Raw genomic sequence first — 16,633 nt, 5'->3', positions numbered from 1 at the left:
AGATCATCCGGCGGTAGTCCTCCGCGGCCTCGCGCAGGTGCGCGCCGGGGCCTTGGCGAGCAGGTTCCAGAGCTTGTGATTGGTGCAGCGCTGCACGTCGAGCTGCGGCCAGGTCGCCTGCAGGGCCGCCTTCCAGGCCGGGCGTTGCCGTCGATCACCGCCAACACCGGGCGTCCCAGCTGGCGCTTCTGCAGCGCCTCCAACACCTCCTGCCAGGCGGCCTGCTCTCCCGCCCGCCACGCGCAGATCGAGCAGCACCCGCCGCCCGTCCGCGCACGTCCCCAGCGTCACCAGCACCGGGACCCGTACCCGCTTGCCGATGCGTGACCCGCGGATACCAGCCGTCGAGAAACAGGTAGCGGATCTGCTCGGCCGCCAGGGTCCCGCTGGCTCCACGTGGAAGTCTTCGCGCAACCGCCCGACCAGGCGCGAGATCGCGTCCTGCCCAGCGGCGCGCCGCAGCAACGGCGCCAGCGCCCCGCGCAGCCGCCGCGTGTTGGTGCCGCTCAGGTAGATCCCCAACAGCCTCGTCGACCCGCGCCGTGCCCGCGCGCGTAGCGCTCGAACATCGCGCTGCGCCACTCGCCTCGCCGGCGGCGTCGTGCAGCCGGGCACGCGCAGCGCGAACGTCGTCGGTCCCAAGCTGGTGCTCAACGTCCGCGCGGCCGCCGGCCGTGGCGATAGCCCACTCGCTCGCCGCCCACTCGCGCCGATTTCGCCGCGCCCAGCGCCGCTTCCAGCTCCTCCTCGACCAACACCTCGATCGTCTCCCGAATCCGCTCCCGCATCACCTGCTCGATCGAATCGCGGCCGAACGCTTCTCCCGGTCTCGTCCCCTTGCTATCGCTTCCCATGGCGTCATCCTCCGGCACCCGCTCTGGCCAGCGGGCGCGAGCTGTGGGTTACAACTCGCCGGATGATGACGCCTTTTCGCTTTTCCACCAATCAGCCGACACTACCCTCGGCCGGTTTCACCCCGGCCTTCAGTAACCGCGCGGCCTCCAGTCGCCGCCGTTCCAACTCATCAAAATCCCGCTTCACCCCCGCCGGATTTCCCATGGATCGTCGTGTATCACATCCGCCGCTCAATGTCACTATATTTTACGATACTCAATAACTACACTGGCAACCGCGACGGCTCGGTTTTTTCCAGCGAGCTCGCTCAGTTGTCGTGCGAAACCAAGTTGGTCGTCGGCCACGGCCGCGTTCGCAATCAACACGGAAAGCGCGATTGCTCCACTTCTCCACGCGCCGGAGCGCCCAAGGCGCATCATTCGACCTCGAAAGTGAAGCGGCTCGGGCGGTCGGTGTAGAGGCGGTGGTCAACGAGACGGATCCGGCCGCAATAGGTGAAGTCGTCGCGCGGGTGCTCACGGTGGAAGAGGTGAATCTCGTCGCCGTTCGCGCGGGTGTTGATGGTGCGGTCTTCGGCGAAGTGATCGTCCGGGCCGTCGATCGTGAGGGTGTGGCCGTCGAAGTGGTTGGAGTAGCGCTGCGCTGTTGGCTGCTGCCCCTCGCCCTCGGTGATAAAGAGGATGAGCTTGTTGTCGTCCCGCGGGGTCACGAGGCCACGTGCGATCGCGTGGAAGCTGCGGTATCCCCACAGTGCAGCAAGCCGCTGGCGCGAGTAGCGGGATCCTCTCTGGATGCCCTGGAAGCTAACCGGCATGAGCTACTCCGTCTCCGTCGTCGAAGGCCCTGTGCGCATCTTCGTAGCGGGTAATCACCTCGGCCCGCCGATCGGCCAGAGCGATCGTTCCCTTGGTCTTGCGATCAGTCCAATACTCTCCTGCCATACTGGTCGGCCGCTGCTCGGGACCGTGCGTGTCGACCGACAAGGTGCCGAAGTGCATCGGGCTCCGCCCCGTCCGGAGTTCGGGCTTCGGCTTGTTGTGGTAGACGCCAACGACGGTGTAGCCGGTCGTCGTTTTCTTTGATGTCTCAATGCAGTGGGCGGTGAGCCACGACTCCGACTCGGACGTCATCAAGTGCATGGTGATCTTCGAGTACGTCTGCTCGATTCCCATGTAGGCGGTGATCGGCCCGATTCGCCGGCGCGTCACGGGATCTTCCCACTCGGAGTCAAGCAGCACACGCCATGTGCCGCGAAGATCGGGCTGCTTTGAGAGCCACCCATACGCGATGGGCCATCTCCACGCCCACCGGTTGAAGACCGTGGCGGCTAAGCCGACGGCGCTCACGGCTGTCCCGAAGGGAGCGGCATGTGCCCATGACACCGTCGTACCGCTGAGAATAAGGGCGACGCCCCATGCGATGCCGGCGACGACGAGCAGCGCGGCGATTTGCGGCCGTGTCGGCATCAGCCTATCGGCGGATCCCGACGTACTCCCACGCGGTTTCGATGAAGCTGTGTGCCTGTTCGCGTGTCCACGGCTGAATAGGTCGGAAGAGGTACTTGAGTTCACTGACCTCGCCCCACTCCTTGCACGGCTCATCGGTCAACGTGTCGACCCACAACGACGTGAGCGCATCCTGAACGATGTCCTCCCACCGTTCGTGATCAAGCCTGGAGTCGGCGACGTTCCACGCGAGACACTCAAGAAGGAAGCCGCACATCGGCTTGGCGACCTCAATGCCGGCGTCATCCATTTCGTTGCGGAGCGATTTGAGGATGCGGACGAGTCCTTTGTAGGCCCGGTTGGTCCGCAGGTTCTTCGCCACGCCGTTCTCGTAGTGCTGCTCAGGCCAGTTGATGATCCGCCACCCGTTGTCGGGAAACAGGACGACGCCCGACTCGTGGTAATACTTGCCTTCGTGTTCGAAGTACCGCCGGTGCTCGAAGAACGGCGCGACATCAGCGTCAACCAACTGACTGTTCGCGCGGATGTCGAACGCCTTGTTTCCCCGGTGGACTGAAGAGCGCCCGAAGTAGTCGACCAACGCCTCTTCGACCTCGTTCTTGAACGTTGCGTAGCCGTACGTCGCTGGCTGGTGTCCGAGCTGATCGCCGGTGATGCCGGGCGGATAGTAGGGATTGAAAGTGTCGACGCAGAGCACGCCTACGTCGACATCGCTTTCGCGCGGGCTGTTCACCCGGTTGCGAAAGGACCCATGAGTGAAGACGGTGATTTCACGGTACTGGAGCTTCCGGCTTGCGCGGATGGCTTCCCGCACTGCGCGTTCTGCGTTGGCGCACCGCTGTTGTTCAGCCTCGCTCGGCGGTCGCGCCCACACCGCAAACGTGTTCTCCCAATCGCGCGACTTAACCGGGGCTTGAACCTGCATCTTCGCTCTCCTTTCGCCGGGGGGAGATTGCCACGCGGCGAGCTCCATTTGCAACCCCTGGTGCTAAGTTTTCTTACACACCCCTCTATCTAGTGTAGTCAACTCAAAAGGGCCTGGAAGCGCGTTGGCCGTTCCCCGGGGGTGATGATATTCGCTTAGCGAGCCGCGGCTAGGTCGATGTCGGACGGTATCGGCCGCCTCGTGAGGGCGAACCCGGTCGCCGACCTCTCCGATGACCTGCCGCGGAACCGCCCGCCCGAGATCGAGCCCCTCGAACGCGACGAACTGACTGCGTTCCTCGCCGAAGCTACGAAGCGACTCGACCCGGCCGACTACCTCCGGACGTTCGTCCTCGCCCGGACCGGGATGCGGGTCGGTGAGGCGACCGGGCTTCGCGTCGGCGACGTTATTGAGTCTCGCAGAATATAGTGACGGGATCTAGAACAGCTCCGCTTGCTGCCAGAAGGCGGTCACCAGCGTGGGGCGGCGCTGCATTCGGCGCAAGGCGCGGCGCGCCACGGTGGTGAGCTGCGAGAAGTCCTTCGGACAGAAGTTGGGCAGCTCATGCTTCTTCCAGTACCCCCAGATGTATTCCACGGGGTTCAGCTCCGGCGCGTAGGCGGGCAGGTACTCCAGGTGAATCGCGCCGCGCTGGCGAGGGTGGTGTCGGTCAAGTGGTGGAAAAGAGTCGCGCCTCGCATCCGGCAGCGTAACCAGTAATGGACTCTATGCGGTCAGGCCGCGTTGCTCCGTTGGGTAACCGCCGGCATCTCCTGCCAGCCGACCATGCGCCGCAAGGTGATCTGCCCGCTGCGGATCAGGCCGAAGAGCAGCAGCAGGACGGCATCCTCGCTCGGCAGGCTCGCCTGGGTCTTGGTGCGGCGGCGTGGAATCTCCGTTGATGCGCTCCAGCGCGTTGGCGGTGCGTTTCCACTGCGCCACGGGATAGCGCGCAGGAAGGTGAAGAGTGATTCCCCGCCTCTTCTTCGAAGGCTGCTCCACGTCAGCTCCTTGCAGCGCAGCTTCCACTTGCGGCTGAACGCCACGCGCGCCTTCTCCACGCCGGCCGCCGTCGCGGCGTAGATCATCCGGCGGTAGTCCTCCGCGGTTCTCCTCGCGCAGGTGCGCCGGGGGCCTTTATGAGCAGGTTCCAGAGCTTGTGATTGGTGCAGCGCTGCATCATCGAGCTGCGGCCAGGTCGCCTGCAGGGCCGCCTGCGTCGGGGTTGCCGTCGATCACCGCTACCACTGGTCCAGCTGGCGCTTCTGGTAGCGCCTCCAACACCTCCCGGCCAGGCGGCCGTGCTCTCCTCGCCCGCCACGCGCAGATTTACAGCACCTCGCCGCCCGTCCGCGCACGTCCCCAGCGTCACCACAGCACCGGGACCCGTACCCGCTTCTTGCCGATGCGGACCCGCGGATACCAGCCGTCGAGAAACAGGTAGCGGATCTGCTCGGCCGCCAGGTCCCGCTGGCTCCACGTGGTGAAGTCTTCGCGCAACCGCCCGACCAGGCGCGAGATCGCGTCCTGCCCAGCGGCGCGCCGCGCAGCACGGCGCCAGCGCCCCGCGCAGCGCCGCCGCGTGTTGGTGCCGCTCAGGTAGATCCCCAACAGCCCTCGTCGACCCGCCGTGCGCCGCGCGTAGCTCGAACATCGCGCTGCGCCACTCGCGCTCGCCGGCGGCGTCGTGCAGCCGGGCACGCGGCAGCGCGAACGTCGTCGGTCCCGCTGGTGCTCAACGTCCGCGGCCGCCGGCCGTGGCGATAGCCCACTCGCTCGCCGCCCACTCGCGCCGATTTCGCCGCGCCCAGCGCCGCTTCCAGCTCCTCCTCGACCAACACCTCGATCGTCTCCCGAATCCGCTCCCGCATCACCTGCTCGATCGAATCGCGGCCGAACGCTTCTCCCGGTCTCGTCCCCTTGCTATCGCTTCCCATGGCGTCATCCTCCGGCACCCGCTCTGGCCAGCGGGCGCGAGCTGTGGGTTACAACTCGCCGGATGATGACGCCTTTTCGCTTTTCCACCAATCAGCCGACACTACCCTGGCGAGCGATGAAGTCCTTCACCAGTCGACTGCGGTGCTGCCGCAGCCCATCCCAGATGATGAGCAGCTTGCCGGGGAGGGCCCGTTGGAGACGGCCCAAGAAGTCGACGATCTCCGGACTCTTGATCGTGCCGGGGTACAGCCGGAAGTAGAACTGCCACCACGTTACGCCCGCGATCGCCGAGAGCGTCTTCCAGTGGAAGTGATACTGGAGGACCGGGGTCTGCCCCCGCGGCGCCCATGTCCGACAGCGGTGCGGGCGCTCACTGAGTCCGCTTTCATCGATGAAGACGATGGTGCCGTCGCGGCGGGCTTTTTTTTAAGGGCGGGCCAGTGCTCGCGTTCTTCCACCCAGCGGATACGGGCCGTCGCGCTCCAGGGCGCCCGGTCGGCCGCTGGTGCTCCAATTCCGGAGCTGCCGGAGCAAGCGCCAGACGTGGCCGGGATGGAAGCGCTCCGCGAACTCCTGCTCGATCAGCTCCCCGCGACGCGCCCGGTGGTCCACAACCCAGGGTATCCGAGCGCTTCCGGCCGCGCTGCAGGGCGCGTTCGAGCTGGCGGCGTTGCGAGGCGGTCAGTGCGGCGCCCCGCGCGCCCCGCTTCAGCCCGGCCCGCCCGTGGGTCGCCAACTGCTGCACCCAGCGACTCACCGACTGGCGATGGACGCCCACCCGCCGCGCCACCTCGGCCGGTTTCACCCCGGCCTTCAGTAACCGCGCGGCCTCCAGTCGCCGCCGTTCCAACTCATCAAAATCCCGCTTCACCCCCGCCGGATTTCCCATGGATCGTCGTGTATCACATCCGCCGCTCAATGTCACTATATTTTACGATACTCAATAACCTCCGAGACGGGTACGCGATCGTCCGCCGGACGTTCGACGACACGTTCGGAACCGGCACGCCGAAGTCGGGGAAGACGCGCCGAGTCGACCTCTCACCGCAGCTCGTCGCCGCGCTCCGCGCCTGGCTCACCGAGCGGGCGGTCGTCGCCCTCGACCCAGTCCGCCGGCGTGACGCGTGGGTGTTTCCGGCGCCGGAAGATCCGTCGAAACCGGCGCCGGTCGACCGCTACCGCCGCCGCGTGAACGAGGTCGCCCGCCGCGTCGGGATCGGCCGCTTCAACCTCAAACTCCTCCGCCACACGTACGCCTCGCACCTACTGGTGTACGAGAACGCGCCGCCCCACTACGTGCAGGCGCAGCTCGGCCACCACTCGCCGGACTTCACACAACGGGTGTACGGCCACCTGCTCGCCCGCGACCGCGGCCGGTACGCCGACCGGCTCGACGATCACGAGGTGAACGGATGGTCGAGCGAGCGCGATACGGGAAAGACCCGAACCTAGCGGGCATCCGACCCAATCTGATCGTGAGGTGGGGGCGCGAGGCGTGCTCCCTTCCGCAGATTGCAGTCTCTGCAGAGCAGCTCGACGTTCGCAGCCACGCTCGCACCGCCCCACGCGCGGGGCACGACGTGATCGAAATGGAGATCACGCCGCGACCCGCAGTTCCGACAACGCCCACCGTCCCTTTGCCACACGAAGATACGGGTATCGTGCGAGATCGGATCAGCATTCCGGGCAGAGACTACGATCGCGGTCCGCGGTCGAGTTGCGACGGAGGGATTCCGACGTAGACGAAGCGGCTTTGGCATTCCCGCGATCCGTGACATCAGAGCTTGATCTCCGCCAACGTCGCCAAGTCGTCGATCGCCCGATAGAGGTTGCGCAGCATAATCAACTTCTGCGGATTCCCGCTCTTCAAGTCCTGCAGGTCGCTGACGGGCGCGGCCTTGAGCTTCTCGGTCGCCTTTTTGATCGCGTGAAAGAGGTCGCTTTCCAGCGACGGATCCTCCTGAATGAGCACTCTCGAAGCCTCGACGAATCCGCTGTCGTCGAGCGCCTTCAGGGCGTCGGGATTCGCGAGGATTCCCGGAAGAGCGCGAACCTGTCTGGCGTCGGTGATCCGACCTTCGGACAACCACCGGTGGAACCGCTGCTTGAACTCGTCGAACATCTTGTACTCTTCGCGAAGCTCCTTCTTCTTCATCAACTCATGGAAGAAGCTGAACTTCCTCACATTACCGGATGCAGGATTCGCAACGAGGAAGTCGGTCATCGCCGAGTAGGCACTCAGAAGTTCGACGATCTTGGACTTGCTGAGACGCAGGTGATTGCTCAACCAGTCGTAGGTCTTTCCATACACGTTGAAGAGATCATGAACGTGCTTCGCCTGCTCGTAAGCGTCCCATCGGATCTTTCCCGCGACGTGCATGTCGGCGAGCAACACCGCGAGATCTTCTTCGGTCAGATCGACATCGAAGATCATCGCCGGCATCGTCGCGAAGCGCTTGTCTCCCGGATACTGCTCGAGCAGGTGGCGACACGCGACGGTTCGGCAATTCCCTTCGCGGACCCGGTACTTGTCCCCTCGGCGTTGGACGATCAGCTGCTCATAGACTCCGCCATTCTGCTGGATCGACTGCGCTAGTGCCTTGACGGAGTCCTTTTGCCAAACGAGCTCGTCGAGCTCCTCTTGGCTGATCGACCCTGCCTTCTGTCCAATGAGGTACTGGATGCGAGGGTTCCCGGGGTCCAGTTCGCAACTGTCGACCTGAATAGACCCTCTGGTGAACGGTATGTCCTTCCCCTGGACGGTCATTGTTTGTGGCGACATCAGTATTCCCCTTTCGTTGATGAGATGACGCCATAGTACGGCTTAGTTCTCGATGTGTCAAGAAGTAATTCGGTACTGATCGAAACCAAACGGTACTAAGTAGGACCATGAGGTACCGATGACCGCATTCGACCGCACACCACGCGCATCCGGCTCGCGGAACGCGTTGGGAGAGAATGCGTACCGGGAAACTCCCATTTGCCGGCGTGGGATTGGTCCGCGCGTCGCTGACACGCGAGGATCTTCCCGTTTCGCACGAGAATCCCGGCGCTGACGTGGATGGGGTCGGACGGCGTCGACATCGCGGGCGGTCGGGGTTTTTCGGCCTCGGCCTGACGCGACCGGACGTAGCACTTCATGCGCACATGGCGCGAGGGCGCGGTGGAGGCCGCAAACGCCGCGCTTCCCGCCATCTCCGCGACTGTGGGATGATGCGCGCCAGGAGGGACTCACCGTGCGGGGCATCGGGCGGTCGGGAATCGGATTGGTTCTCGTGTGCGCGCTCGGCGCTTCGCTGGCGTCCGCGACCACGGTGACGCCGTCACGGACGGCGACGCGAACGTGCACGCCGGGGGCGAACCCGGCGCCCGGGTGCGGGTACGAAGGTCCAACGTTCACGGCCACGAGTACGACCGCGACGCCGACCGCGACGGGGAGGTCCGAGGCCTGTTGTCAGCTCGCGGAGTCGTGCCAGCGGCCGCCGATGCCGTTTCGCCCCTGCTATCCGTTTCTTCCCGGCGCCCAGGGCTATCCGGCGCCATACGAGTGCAATGAGATATCCGGGCGCTGCGAGCTGCCAGAACCGTCGCGCACGCCGACCTGCACGCCGCATTCTGGTTCGGCCACTTGTGGGCCGGACGAGTCGCGGGTCTGCCCGCCCGATCCCTGCGGCTACTGCGAGTGCGTCGAGAACACGCCGACGCCGACACCCACGCGCACGGCGACCTGTTCCATGAGCCCTCCGCCGGGCGGGTGCTCGCCCACGCTGCTCGTGTGTGAAGATCCGCGCTGCCACCAGCGTTGCTCGTGTCGCACCGTTCCGCCCACACCCAGCGCCACGCCGACCTGCGCGCCGCCACCGGCGGCGCCGACCTGCGCGACGGGAACGACCTACCTCTGTCGCGACGAGTGTCGGAGCGACTGTTACTGCGCCACCGAGACACCGCCCCCGTCTCCGACGGCCACGCCCACCGGCGAGTGTCGACCGACCGTACCGCCGCCCTGCGATGACGGCGAGACCGCCGTGTGCGCCGACTACCGCTGCGCCGTCGGGTGCGAATGCGCGTGCACCGGCGACTGCGACCGCAACGGCATCGTCGGCATCGAGGAGATCATCACCGCCGTCAACATGGCGCTGAACGGCAATGCCTTTCCCACCGGATGCCTGGCTGCCCTGTGTGGGTGCCGACCAGGGTCCTTCTGCCGAAACCTCGGCGTCACGGTCGAGTGTCTGGTGCGAGCGGTGGGCCACGCGCTCAGCGGCTGCCCGGGCGAGGCGGCGACGCCGACGGTGACGCCATCGCCGATCGTGACGCCGACGATTCCCGCCGCGCTGTCGGCGGCGGTCGCCGCCGTCTGCGGATCGGGACCTGGCGAGAGCCGCGAGGTGAGCGCGGCCGACGGCGCCTACACCATCGCCTGCGATCGCTTCGAGCACTCTCTCGGCGCCGTCGTGCGCCCGTTCGCCGACGCCGCCCTGGCGACCGCCGCGCTCGACGATCTGCGCGGCCGCGGGGCGCCGGTGGCCTTCCACGATCTCGATGCGGTGGCCTGGTCCGCACGAGCGCAGAGCGATCCGGCCCTTCGACAGAACCATCTCTGGGTGGCGGGCTGCTGGCTCGTCTGGGCGTACAGCGTCGATGTCGGCCTGACCCTGCTGAACCCCGTGGCCCTGTCGGAGGCGATCTACTCGGCCGGCGTCGCCGATGGGCTCTTCGACACCTGCGCGTCCGCGCCGACCCCGACCCCCATCGTCGCCTGCGATGCGAGCCTGAACGGACCAACCGCCGGGCCGGCGCCGGGCCAACAGGTCGTCTTCCGCCTCGCCGACGAGAGCACGATCACCCTGCCCGACGGCTCCATCGAGCCGCTGCGCGGTTCGCTGCTGACGTCGTCCTGTTTCTCCCCGAATACCTTCTTTGCCGCGCGCATCGAGGCGCTACGGTTCACGTCGGCCTCGTTGGTCGTCGAATCCGGCTGCGCGGCCATCGGCCGCGCCGTCGCCTCGACCCTGTATGGCGGCGACATGCCGGTCGAGCTGTCGAGCGCGGTGCGGATCGGCGGCGATCTCTTCACCCTGAGCGGGCGCGGTTCCCAGGTCAGCGATCCGGCGGCGACCCGCTTGACCGTCCAACTGACGGCGGGTTCGTACCGCTTCCACCTCGTCGCCGCCGGCGACGTGCCAGCGAACCCTGGAGCGGAGTCGCCGCTCTGCGCCGCATGGGGCTTTGCATAGACCCCACCTGTCCGGTGCCTGGCGACTGGCCGGGCCGGCGCGGTCACTCCTCCATGCTCGGCGTCACGGTCGGGGTCGGCGACGGGGCGGGGCAGAAGCCGGCCGGCGTGGGGGGGATGCTGCAGACGGCGGTGTCCTGGGTGATGACCTGCAGGGGGCGATTCCAGGTGGCGTCGTCGGGGAAGCAGGTGACCAGGGGCGCGCCGGCGTCGGCGTAGGACTTCGGCGTCCAGCCCGCCGGCAGGGTGAAGGCATAGCCGAGGCAGCCGCTGGCCGGGCAGTCGGAGAGCGACAGGCCGTCCGACGTCGCGGTGGTGCCGGCGACGCGGGTGGCCCACTTGCGGCAGATCGACGTCACGGTGTCCGCCAGGTCGGGCTCGGCGAAGCCGCTGGCGAGGGTGCAGTGGGTGTTGTCCGTGGAGACCTCGCAGGCGTCGCGCGGGATGCACTTCTCGTCGTCGTCGCGGGTGGCGAAGGCGAACTGGTCGGCGATCAGGCCGCCGGCGCCGGCGATGATGCTGTTGTCGAAGGTGACCTCGAGGATGCCGTCGGCGTTCTGGCTCACGTTCTGGTTGAGCGCCGCCAGCAGGTCGTCGCCGGTGACCGGGGTCACCGCCAGGTTGTTGCTCGGCTCGCCGGCGATGGTGAGGTGGGGCTGTACCCACACCCACTGCCCGGGCGCCGCGGCGCCGGTGTAGAGTTGGTAGGTGACGTTCGAGTCGGCCTTGGCGAAGAGCTGGTAGACCACGTAGCTCGTGCCGGGCGAGAAGGACGGCGGGCTGAAGGACGAGCCGGGGATGCAGGCGGTCGACTGCCCGGCGGCGTCGGTGTCGATGTAGTACACGCCGCCATTGGCGGTGAGATAGGGCGCCTGGCCGTTCTGCGCGCCCATCATGAAGCTGGCCTGGTCGCAGCTCCACGTCGATCCGTTGCAGATCGGCCCGCCGCACGGCGCCTCGTCGGCGAGCAGGCGCTGGCGGTAGATGGGGACGGCGGGGAAGGGCGCCATCAGATTCCACGTCCCGGGGTCGATCGCCGTGCCGTCCGCGGTCAGCGGCGCGATGACGCTGGTCAGGAACTCGCTCGGGGAGGTCTGGACGCCGTAGCTCAGGCACTCGGGGGCCTGTGACGGCGCGTCGAAGAAGTGGTTGGCGCTGACCGACGAGGTGCGGCGCCGGGCGCTGTCCGCCGGCAGGCTGTCGCAGCCGTCGCCCCAGCAGGTGCCGGTGAAGGTGCCGTCGAGGTCGTTGAGGATGGTGGAGGCGTCGATCGGCGTGATGCCGTTGTAGGTCTGGAGCGGTTGGTATTTCGACGGCTGCGAGGGGTTGGCGAGGTTGCCCTGGACGTAGTCGTTGTACTGGTCGACGACGTTGTGGCGCACCGTGTTGGGGCCGAAGGCGGTGTTCTCGAAGGCGAACGCGGGCGGGTAGTAGAAGCCGTTGGGCTGCTTCCAGCCGACCGTGGCGTCGATGACGCACATGCCGCCGGCGGTGGACGGATCGGCCTCGACGCTCGGCAGTCCGGCGCAGCTCTCGGGCTGCACGGTGGACATGTAGATGCCGCACTGCGGGTTGCCGTCGGTCACCGCCGTGGGGTCGCATTCGATCGCCGGCGCGTGCGTGAAGGCGTTGCCCTCGGCGAAGAACGGGCCGTCGTAGATGTTGATCAGGCGTTTCGGCTGGAAGCCCTGGGTGAACAGCGACGTGCCGTCGACCGGCAACGCGCAGGCGTTGTGGCCGCAGTCGGCGATGTCGAGCGCCGGCCCGAGGCGGCCGGCGTCGGGCGACTCCGGCTGCGTGCTGCCGACGTAGAGGCTGTCCTTGGTGATGGTGAAGTAGCCCGGCGGGGCCTGCGTCCAGGCGCCGCCGCTGACGAAGGTCAGACCGCCGAAGAGCTGATCGGTGACGGCGCCGTTGGTGAAGGCGTAGAACTGCGGCCGCAGCCAGATGGAGCCGAAGTCGACCGGCGCCCAGTTGAACGAGGTGGTGAAGCGATCGATCAGGGTGAGCGCGCACGAGCTGGCGTTGCCGCCGGTGTCGGCGCTGGTGCGCTGGGTGGCGCAGCCGACGCCGCCGATGAGCACCGGCAGGTAGTCGCCGGCCACCTGCGGCAGCATGTCGTCGGTGATGTCGTACGGATTGACCGCCGGCGTGTAGCCGTAGTTGGCGGCGCTGAAGGTCGGCGGGTCGACCTGCAGGGTGGTCTCGAGCGCGTACTGCGCCGTCGAGCAGGAGTTGCCGCGGAAGCGCTTCAACGGCGCCTGCCGCGCCGACGCCTGGTTGTATTTGGCATAGCCGGCGGGGGTGGTGGTGCTGGTCGACCATTTGAGCTGCTGGCTGGGGCCGCTGACCCCGGAGCCGAGCAGCCAGTAGCAGGAGCCGTAGCCGCCGACGCCGACGACCTTGTTGCCCACCAGCTCGTTCCAGGTGTTCATCAGCCAGAAGCCGACCGGGAAGTAGCTGTCGCTGCCATAGGGCGGGCCGGCGGAGACCGACGGCAGGATCGGCGGGCTGAAGCGCGAGGTCGGGCTGCCGGGTTCCTGGGCCTGGAAGTACTCGACCAGCGAGCCCTGCACCGACACCGCGAGGTTGTGGCAGAGCAGATTGTCGATCTCCGTGCCGTCCTCGATGTAGTAGCCGTGACCGTTGGAGCGGAAGCCGACGTTGCGCGCCACGGTGACGTTGTGGGTGGCGTGGATGGTGACGAAACGGTTCAGCGAGTTGTGGATCGAGGAGTCCTTGAGGAAGGCGTTGGTGTAGGCGGTCGACTTCGCCATGTGGAAGTGGACCGGATAGTGGGCGAGGCGGCCGCCCTGGCCGAGCTGGTCGAATTCGGCGCCCTGGACCTGGAAGCGCGCGAAGCCCTGGCGGGCGATGACGTGGCCGCCGAAGTAACAGCGGCCGGGCGTGGTCGCGTTGCCGCCGGCGCTGCCCTGGTAGCCGCAGTCGGCGGCGGAGGGGAACGGCTCGTCATAGGTGTCGCCGAGCGAGTAGACGCGGATGTCGCGCGACAGCAGGCCGACGGCGGCGCGGGTGTCGACCTGCTGGTTGGCGCTCGGCGGATCGGGGATGTCCCTGCTGACGTCGTAGATGTCGCCGGAGTGGGTGAAGTCGAGCGGCGCGTTGAGCGCGATGGCGCTGCCGTTGGGCGGGGCGGCGATCACCACCTCCTCGCTGTGGCTGGGGTGCCAATCGGTGCTGGTGACCACCAGGCGGTCGCCCTGCTGCCAGTTCACGGCGCGGTCGAGGGTGATGCTGCTGCTCTGCGCCGGCGCCGTGTCGTCCAGACGCGCCCAGCCGCCGCCGCTCAGCGCCGCCCAGGCGGTGGGATCGTCCTGCGCCGTCGGTGTCGGCACGGCGCAGGCGGTGTCGGCGGTCGACGGATTGGTGCGGTTGGCGGGATCGACGCCCTTGGCGCCGAACAGCTCGAGGCTGCCGCCGTAGGCGACGGCGAGCACCTTGTAGCCGAAGGCGGCGCCGCCATCGAACGGCAGGCCGCCGCCGTGGTGATCGGTCTCGCCCTCGAAGAGCGCGTTGTCGCCGATGTCGGGAGGGGGGGTGGTGCTGCTGCACGGATCGTCGGAGCCCGCCACCGTGCAGTAGTGCGGCGTCGCGACGAGCTGGTGGGAGAAGCACGGCGCGGGGAAGCCGAGCGCGTTGACGCAGCCGATGCCGCGCGTGCTCGGCGTCGGCGTCCGCCCCTGGTCGGTCGGGTCGGTGCCCCACAGGCCGACGTCGAGCGTGCCGCCGTAGGAGCCGAACGGGCAGCACCACGAGCCGGCCTTCACCCGACCGCCCTGTTGCACGAGGATCGAGCTGGCGCGGAAGTCGATCGGTTGGCCGTCGTCGGCGAAGTACAGCGTGCCGCCGTCGACGACGTTGACGTAGCCGTAGGCGTACTGGCCGCTGCCGACGACCAGGCACGAATCGACGATCAGGTCCGGCGGCGTGCCGCTGATGCTGTCGGCGTTCGGCGGCAGCGGCGTGCAGCTCGGCGGCGGGCCATTGTCGCCGCAGGCGACGTCGCAGGTGCCGGGCGCCAGGGTCGGTGTCGGGATGCCGCCCGTCGGGGTGTCGGTGGCGGTGGGGGAGTTGGAGGCGGTCGGCGTCGCGCTCGCGGTCGCGGTTCCCGTTGCCGTCGGCGTGGCGACGACGACGCACGCCGCGCCGGGGTCGTCCTTGCACAGCGTGTTGACGATGCCGCCGTCGAGCGCGAAGCACTGCGGCGTGGTGCTCGCGGTGCAGCATCCGCCGCTGCCGGCGCACACCGCGCAGGCGCTCTGGTCGGCGCCGCTGCACGGGGCGAGCATGTCCGGCGTCGCCGTCGGCGTGGCGGGTGGCGTGCCGGGCGTGGAGGTGGCGGTGACGCTGGCCGTCGGCGTGGGGACCACCTCGCAGGCCTCGCCGGGATCGTCGTTGCACAGCGTGTTGACGATGCCACCGGCGAGCGGGAAGCACTGGGGAGGGGAGGTCGCGGTGCAGCAGCCGCCGCTGCTGGCGCAGACGGCGCACGCGCTCGCCTCCGCGCCGCTGCACGGGGCGAGGCCGCCGGGGGTCGGCGTCTCGCCGACGCAGACCCCAGCCGGAGCGCCGTAGACGCTGCACAGCACCGGGCGGGTCGGGGTGACGCTGGGCACGGTGATGGTATCCGGTATCCGACCCGTCGGCGTCGGCGTCGCCGCCGGCGTGCCGCCGTTCGATCCACACCCGCCGCTCGCCATCACCAGCGCCGCCAGCAGCGGCGCGGCGAGCGCGCCGGCGCTGCCGACGGGCAGGCGGAGGAGGGATCTCGGACGGGCGGGAGGACGAGCGGGGGACGCCATGGTCGGTGCGGACAGCACGGCGCGTGCCAGGCATGTGTCGCGGGCGTGCGGCGCGTCACATGCCTGGCGCGACGCCGGGGAACGGCGGCGAGCGCACGTCAGTGGACAACAGCGTCGGCGCGATGCCGCTCGCCGTCGTCGAGGAGTGGCGCGGCGCCTCGCGGCCGTGCTACCCGGGCGCCGCGATGGTGAGGGGATGACGGCGGGTCCGGTGCGCTTCGCGTTGCGCAGCGGCGAATCGTGGCGCGACCCCTTTCCGATGTACGCGGCGCTGCGCGACCACGACCCGGTGCACCACGTGGCGGCGGGCGACTTCTACGTGCTGACCCGGTTCGACGACGTGTGGGCGGCGGCCGGCGATGCCGAGACGTTCTCCTCGGCGCAGGGGCTCACCGTGGCGTACGACGAGCTCGCCGTCACCGGGCTGGCGGTGGCGATGCCGATGGTGTTCCTCGACCCGCCGGCGCACACCGCCTTCCGCCGCCTGGTCACCAGGCAGCTCACGCCGCGCCAGGTGGCATCGATCGAGCCGGCGGTGCGGGCGTTCGTCGCCGAGCGGCTGGACGCGTTGCCGGCGACGGGCGCGGTCGACATCGTCGCGCATCTCTGCAAGCCGCTGCCGAGCTTCGTCGTCGCCCATTACCTCGGCGTTCCCGAGGCCGACCGCCCGCTCTTCGATCGCTGGACCGAGGCGATCGTGCAGGCGGCGGCGGGCGGCAAGGCGGGGGCGGCCGGCGACCCGTTCAGCGAGCTGCTCGGCTACTTCGTCAGCCTGATCGAGCGCCGACGCCGCGAGCCGGCGGACGACATCGTGACCGACCTGGTGCGCCTCGGCGAGGACACGGTGACGACGGCGCGCATCCTCGGCTTCGCCTTCACCATGGTGACCGGCGGCAACGACACCGCGACCGGCATGCTGGCCGGCGCCGCCTGCCTGCTGACCGAGCAGCCCGAACAGCGGGCGCGCTTGCTCGCCGAGCCGGCGCTGATCCCGAACGCCGTCGAGGAGATTCTCCGCCTGACCTCGCCGGTGCAGAACCTGGCGCGCACGACCCGGCGCGACGTGACGCTGCGCGGCGTGACGATTCCCGCCGGCCGCAAGGTGCTGCTCGGCTACGGCGCGGCGAATCGCGATCCGCGCCAGTTCGGCAGCGACGCCGAGGCCTTCGACGTCACGCGCCGCATCGCCAAGATGCTGACCTTCAGCTACGGCACCCATTACTGCATCGGCGCCGCGGCGGCGCGGCTGCAGGGGCGGGTGGTGCTGGAGGAGCTGCTGCGGCGCTGGCCCGACTTCCACGTCGACGTCGCCGCCGGCCGCTACGCCGAGGGCAACTACGTGCGCCGGCACGTGACGCTGCCCTGGCGCGCGTGCTGAGCCGCGCGCGGG

General features: G+C 68.3%; 18 protein-coding genes. 5 read left to right on the top strand and 13 right to left on the bottom strand.

Going from position 1 to position 16,633, the window contains the following annotated elements; translation table 11 throughout:
• Window positions 1-3 precede the first annotated feature (3 nt).
• The 5 genes from KF840_17510 to KF840_17490 all read right to left on the bottom strand — a co-directional run bounded on the left by KF840_17510 (window position 4) and on the right by KF840_17490 (window position 3,246).
• Window positions 4-522 (bottom strand): hypothetical protein, encoded by a 519-nt coding sequence (locus KF840_17510; GenBank protein ID MBX3026706.1) that lies wholly within the window; start codon window positions 520-522, stop codon window positions 4-6.
• Between the two features lie 128 nt (window positions 523-650).
• Entirely contained in the window at window positions 651-854 is a 204-nt protein-coding gene (locus KF840_17505) for a hypothetical protein (GenBank protein ID MBX3026705.1), read from the bottom strand.
• 416 nt (window positions 855-1,270) lie between these two features.
• Window positions 1,271-1,669 carry a hypothetical protein gene (locus tag KF840_17500; protein ID MBX3026704.1) on the bottom strand — a complete coding sequence of 133 codons (399 nt, stop codon included), beginning with the start codon at window positions 1,667-1,669 and terminating at the stop codon, window positions 1,271-1,273.
• Entirely contained in the window at window positions 1,659-2,321 is a 663-nt protein-coding gene (locus KF840_17495) for a hypothetical protein (GenBank protein ID MBX3026703.1), read from the bottom strand. The genes KF840_17500 and KF840_17495 overlap by 11 nt, the downstream gene beginning before the upstream one ends.
• Before the next feature lie 4 nt (window positions 2,322-2,325).
• The gene (locus tag KF840_17490) at window positions 2,326-3,246 is read right to left on the bottom strand and encodes a nucleotidyltransferase (GenBank protein ID MBX3026702.1); all 921 of its coding nucleotides are present in this window, start codon (window positions 3,244-3,246) and stop codon (window positions 2,326-2,328) included.
• A 177-nt stretch (window positions 3,247-3,423) separates the two neighbouring features.
• Between KF840_17490 and KF840_17485 the strand changes: the two genes are divergently transcribed.
• Entirely contained in the window at window positions 3,424-3,675 is a 252-nt protein-coding gene (locus KF840_17485; GenBank protein ID MBX3026701.1) for a hypothetical protein, read from the top strand.
• Window positions 3,676-3,684: 9 nt separating this feature from the next.
• Here KF840_17485 and KF840_17480 read toward each other — a convergent pair whose 3' ends face one another.
• The 5 genes from KF840_17480 to KF840_17460 form a co-directional block, all read right to left on the bottom strand.
• Window positions 3,685-3,882, bottom strand: coding sequence for a transposase (locus tag KF840_17480; GenBank protein MBX3026700.1), 198 nt, complete (start codon window positions 3,880-3,882; stop codon window positions 3,685-3,687).
• 98 nt (window positions 3,883-3,980) lie between these two features.
• Window positions 3,981-4,334 carry a hypothetical protein gene (locus KF840_17475; GenBank protein ID MBX3026699.1) on the bottom strand — a complete coding sequence of 118 codons (354 nt, stop codon included), beginning with the start codon at window positions 4,332-4,334 and terminating at the stop codon, window positions 3,981-3,983.
• A gap of 280 nt (window positions 4,335-4,614) precedes the next feature.
• Complete coding sequence (locus KF840_17470) at window positions 4,615-4,857, bottom strand: transposase (GenBank protein ID MBX3026698.1); 243 nt, start codon at window positions 4,855-4,857, stop codon at window positions 4,615-4,617.
• Between the two features lie 417 nt (window positions 4,858-5,274).
• Window positions 5,275-5,586, bottom strand: coding sequence for a transposase (locus KF840_17465; GenBank protein ID MBX3026697.1), 312 nt, complete (start codon window positions 5,584-5,586; stop codon window positions 5,275-5,277).
• Complete coding sequence (locus tag KF840_17460) at window positions 5,570-6,073, bottom strand: helix-turn-helix domain-containing protein (protein MBX3026696.1); 504 nt, start codon at window positions 6,071-6,073, stop codon at window positions 5,570-5,572. Before KF840_17460 ends, KF840_17465 begins: the two co-directional genes overlap by 17 nt.
• Before the next feature lie 8 nt (window positions 6,074-6,081).
• Between KF840_17460 and KF840_17455 the strand changes: the two genes are divergently transcribed.
• Complete coding sequence (locus tag KF840_17455; protein MBX3026695.1) at window positions 6,082-6,636, top strand: tyrosine-type recombinase/integrase; 555 nt, start codon at window positions 6,082-6,084, stop codon at window positions 6,634-6,636.
• Here KF840_17455 and KF840_17450 read toward each other — a convergent pair.
• Both KF840_17450 and KF840_17445 read right to left on the bottom strand, forming a co-directional pair.
• Window positions 6,633-6,962 carry an HNH endonuclease gene (locus tag KF840_17450; GenBank protein ID MBX3026694.1) on the bottom strand — a complete coding sequence of 110 codons (330 nt, stop codon included), beginning with the start codon at window positions 6,960-6,962 and terminating at the stop codon, window positions 6,633-6,635. The two genes, KF840_17455 and KF840_17450, sit on opposite strands and share 4 nt — an antisense overlap.
• Window positions 6,962-7,951, bottom strand: coding sequence for a hypothetical protein (locus KF840_17445; protein MBX3026693.1), 990 nt, complete (start codon window positions 7,949-7,951; stop codon window positions 6,962-6,964). The genes KF840_17450 and KF840_17445 overlap by 1 nt, the downstream gene beginning before the upstream one ends.
• Before the next feature lie 1,258 nt (window positions 7,952-9,209).
• Here KF840_17445 and KF840_17440 point away from each other — a divergent pair.
• Window positions 9,210-10,421 (top strand): hypothetical protein, encoded by a 1,212-nt coding sequence (locus tag KF840_17440; protein MBX3026692.1) that lies wholly within the window; start codon window positions 9,210-9,212, stop codon window positions 10,419-10,421.
• Window positions 10,422-10,464: 43 nt separating this feature from the next.
• Here the strand turns inward: KF840_17440 and KF840_17435 are convergent, their stop codons facing one another.
• Window positions 10,465-15,243, bottom strand: coding sequence for a G8 domain-containing protein (locus KF840_17435; GenBank protein MBX3026691.1), 4,779 nt, complete (start codon window positions 15,241-15,243; stop codon window positions 10,465-10,467).
• 59 nt (window positions 15,244-15,302) lie between these two features.
• On the opposite strand from KF840_17435, the gene KF840_17430 reads away from it, so the two are divergent.
• Together KF840_17430 and KF840_17425 are read left to right on the top strand one after the other, a co-directional pair.
• On the top strand, window positions 15,303-15,443 hold the full coding sequence (locus KF840_17430) for a hypothetical protein (protein MBX3026690.1): 141 nt from the start codon (window positions 15,303-15,305) through the stop codon (window positions 15,441-15,443).
• Window positions 15,440-16,621, top strand: coding sequence for a cytochrome P450 (locus KF840_17425; GenBank protein MBX3026689.1), 1,182 nt, complete (start codon window positions 15,440-15,442; stop codon window positions 16,619-16,621). Before KF840_17430 ends, KF840_17425 begins: the two co-directional genes overlap by 4 nt.
• Window positions 16,622-16,633 lie beyond the last annotated feature (12 nt).

The sequence above is a fragment of the bacterium genome (assembly GCA_019637795.1).
Classification (GTDB): domain Bacteria; phylum Desulfobacterota; class Binatia; order HRBIN30; family CADEER01; genus JAHBUY01.
This window is presented reverse-complemented; position numbering and strand designations above follow the sequence as displayed.